The 3,329-nt window shown below is 63.6% G+C and carries 4 protein-coding genes; 3 read left to right on the top strand and 1 reads right to left on the bottom strand.

The window, feature by feature from the left end; translation table 11 throughout:
• The first annotated feature begins 247 nt into the window (after positions 1-247).
• Positions 248-760, top strand: a complete 513-nt coding sequence (locus tag G3436_RS26365; RefSeq protein ID WP_163951261.1) for a DUF4880 domain-containing protein — start codon at positions 248-250, stop codon at positions 758-760.
• Positions 761-808: 48 nt separating this feature from the next.
• The gene (locus G3436_RS26360; RefSeq protein ID WP_163951258.1) at positions 809-1,957 is read left to right on the top strand and encodes a M14 family metallopeptidase; all 1,149 of its coding nucleotides are present in this window, start codon (positions 809-811) and stop codon (positions 1,955-1,957) included.
• Positions 1,958-2,008: 51 nt separating this feature from the next.
• On the opposite strand, the gene G3436_RS26355 is transcribed toward G3436_RS26360, so the two are convergent.
• Positions 2,009-2,458: a winged helix-turn-helix transcriptional regulator gene (locus G3436_RS26355; protein ID WP_163951255.1), complete on the bottom strand. Its 450-nt coding sequence runs from the start codon at positions 2,456-2,458 to the stop codon at positions 2,009-2,011.
• Positions 2,459-2,555: 97 nt separating this feature from the next.
• Here G3436_RS26355 and G3436_RS26350 point away from each other — a divergent pair.
• Positions 2,556-3,329 (top strand): MFS transporter (locus tag G3436_RS26350; RefSeq protein WP_163951253.1); only part of this gene is annotated, 774 nt, incomplete at its 3' end.

Raw genomic sequence — 3,329 nt, 5'->3', positions numbered from 1 at the left:
TCATCAGGCTAATCACGGTTTTTGACCCGGCTTTTTGCCGGGTCTTTTTTTTGCTCTCAGCTATGAAGGCGGGTGTTGCTTGAATGACCGCCGATGATAGCAAATGAGTGTCTCAGAATGTAACCCCGAGCCGCGGTCTTTGCCGATTCAGCACTTGAGAATCAATCTCATGTAGATTAAGCTGTCGCAGCGTCAAGGAAGACGCCCCCTTTGTCTCAGTCGTTTATTTCTGCAAGGAGCTCGTAGCATGGCCCGTCTGTCGCTGCCCCTTGAACACCCCCACCAGCACGTCGACCTTGGCGAAGATGCGCTGCTGATGCGCTTGAAAAAGTTACCTCGCCGGGCGCAGCAGGTGTTTCTGCTCAACCGCCTCGACCAGCGCTCTTTCGCCAGCATTGCCGAGCACCTGGACATCACCGCCAACGCCGTGGAACGGCACATGAGCCAGGTACTGCAAGCCGCCCTGCCCGGTCGCTCGCTGTCTTGCGGCGCGGCAGTGCAATGGTACGTACGCCTGCAGAGCCCGCACATCACCGCCAGCGAGCGGATTGATTTTCGCCGCTGGCTCGACGCAGCGCCCGATCACCTGCAGGCCTTCCACGCCACCGAACTGCGCTGGCGCAACCTGTTGGCACCGGCCCGCCTGCTGGGTGAGGGGGCATGGTACCGCCAGCCCTGGGCCGGGATTTCGCTGGGTGGCTGTTCGGTTGCAGTGGGGCTGGGGCTCGCTGCGGCACTGGCAATCGGTTTCTGGTCCTGATACAGGCGTGTAGAGTGGTTGGTACAACATCTCTACAGGAGCCTGGCCATGACTGTGACGCTGTCCCCCCTGCACATCGACTGCGCGTTCGATGCCGGTAACATCGACGTCATCGACGCCAGCGATCCGTCCCATGTGCGCCTGAACATTCGCCCCGACACCTGCAGCGAACATTTTCAGTGGTTTCACTTCAAGACCGAGGGGCTCACACCGGGGCACTCCCACGCCTTCAGCCTGGAGAATGCCGGCCAGTCGTCCTATAACGACGCCTGGAGCGGATACCAGGCCGTAGCCTCCTACGATCAACAGCACTGGTTTCGCATCCCGACCCGGTTCGACGGCCGTGCCCTGCACTTTACCCTGCAGGCAGCCGAGCCCAACGCCTGGTTTGCCTATTTCCAGCCCTACCCGCGGGCGCGCCACAACCAACTGATCGAGCGCGCCAGTGCCTTGCCTGGCATCGTGCTGCTGGCCACCGGGCGCAGCGTCGAGGGGCGCGATATACCCTTGCTGCGGGCCGGCGAGCCGGCACCGGGCAAGCGCAAGCTGTGGGTGATTGCCCAGCAGCACCCGGGCGAGCACATGGCGCAGTGGTTCATGGAGGGGCTGATCGAGCGCCTGGAGCGCAACGATGCCACGGTACAGGGCCTGCTGGCGGTCGCCGAGCTGTACCTGATCCCGAACATGAACCCCGATGGCGCCTTTCGTGGCCACTTGCGCACCAATGCCAAGGGCAAGGACCTCAATCGCGCCTGGCAGCACGCCAGTGTCGAGCAGACGCCTGAAGTGCTGTTTGCCCAGCAGCAGATGAAGTTGCACGGGGTGGACCTGTTTCTCGATGCCCATGGCGACGAGGAAATACCGCACGTCTTTACCGCAGGCTGTGAAGGCAACCCGGGGTATACGCCGCGCATTGCCGCCCTTGAAGCGCGTTTTCGCAGCACCTTGTGCGAACTGACAGCGGACTTTCAGACCGCCAAGGGTTACCCGCTCAGTGCGCCCGGGCAAGCCAACATGACCCTGGCCTGCAATGCGGTGGGCCAGTTGTACGACTGCCTGTCGCTGACGCTGGAGATGCCGTTCAAGGACCATGACGATGCACCCGATGCAGTCACGGGCTGGTCGGGGAAACGCTCCAAGGCGCTGGGCAGTGCCGTGCTCGACACCTTTGCGCGCATCGTTGGCGAACTGCGCTGAGGCCTGCTGTCGCAGCCCTTCGCCGGCTTGCCAGCGAAGGGCCACCTCAGTTCATGAAGTGGCCGCCACCCGCACGCAATCCTCCGGCCCCAGCAAACGCCCATCCGCTGCCCGCAACTGCAACGGCCCCACCGGCGCACCGTGCTGACGGTCCACCAGCACCGAATGCCGCTCTCCTGGCGGGTAGAAATAGGCCTCGCCCCATTGGCGCAAGCCAACGATCAGGGGAAACAGCCCGCGCCCCTTTTCAGTCAGTACGTACTCCTGGTAGGCACTGCCATCCGACGCCGGCACCAACCGCAGAATCTGATGTTCGACCAACTGGCGCAGCCGCGCCGCGAGGATGTTCTTGGCCATCCCCAGGTTGCGCTGGAACTCGCCAAAACGCGTAAGCCCATCGAACGCATCGCGAACGATCAGCAGCGACCACCAGTCACCAATCGCATCAAGCGAGCGGGCCACCGGACATTCGGCATCTTGCAGGCGGGTTCGCTGGACCACGGGATGACCTCGGCATGCACAGGGAAAGTGGTTGCAATATAAAACCGGCACCCGCAGGATTCAACTGGTTTCATAATGCAACCAAAAGGACACCTGCATGCCTGCCCTCTCTGCGCCGCGCCTCTCACCCTGGATCGCCCTGCTGTTTTCAACCGCCGGTGCGCTGGCAGTGGCCAACGTCTACTACGCCCAACCGCTGCTTGACGCCATGGCCCGCGAGTTTGCCATCGCCCCGGCCATGATCGGCCTGGTGGTAACCCTGACCCAGGTGGGTTACGGCGTGGGGCTGGTCCTGCTGGTACCGCTGGGCGACCTGTTCGACCGTCGCCGGCTGATCGTGACCCACTCGATACTCTCAGTGCTGACCTTGCTGATGATTGCCATGGCGTCCAGTAGCGTCTGGTTGCTGGCCGGCATGGCGCTTACCGGCCTGCTGGCGGTGGTGGCACAGTTGCTGGTAGCGCATGCCGCCAGCGTGGCGGGCGACAGCGAACGCGGCCATGTCGTGGGGATCGTCACCAGCGGGATCGTCATTGGCATCCTGCTCGCGCGCACCCTCTCGGGCGCCATGGCAGACCTGGCCGGCTGGCGCTCGGTCTACGTCCTGTCCGCCGCGTTGACCCTGCTGCTGACGGTGCTGCTGTGGCGTGTACTGCCTGTACAGCGCAGCGCCCCCTCAGGCCTGGGCTATGCACAGTTGCTGGGATCGTTGTGGTGCTTGCTGCGCGAGCAAGCGATGTTGCGCCAGCGCGCGGTGCTGGCCCTGCTCAGCTTCGCCTCGGCCATGGTGCTGTGGACGCCGCTGGTATTGCCGCTGAGCGCCGCGCCGCTATCGTTGTCGGCTACCGAGGTCGGCCTGTTCGGCCTGGCC

The organism is Pseudomonas brassicae (genome assembly GCF_010671725.1).
Taxonomy (GTDB): domain Bacteria; phylum Pseudomonadota; class Gammaproteobacteria; order Pseudomonadales; family Pseudomonadaceae; genus Aquipseudomonas; species Aquipseudomonas brassicae.
This window is presented reverse-complemented; position numbering and strand designations above follow the sequence as displayed.

Excerpts from the sequence above, each read along its gene's own strand:
- G3436_RS26360 (WP_163951258.1), top strand. The coding sequence starts at position 809 with ATGACTGTGACGCTGTCCCCCCTGCACATCGACTGCGCGTTCGATGCC.
- G3436_RS26365 (WP_163951261.1), top strand. The coding sequence starts at position 248 with ATGGCCCGTCTGTCGCTGCCCCTTGAACACCCCCACCAGCACGTCGAC.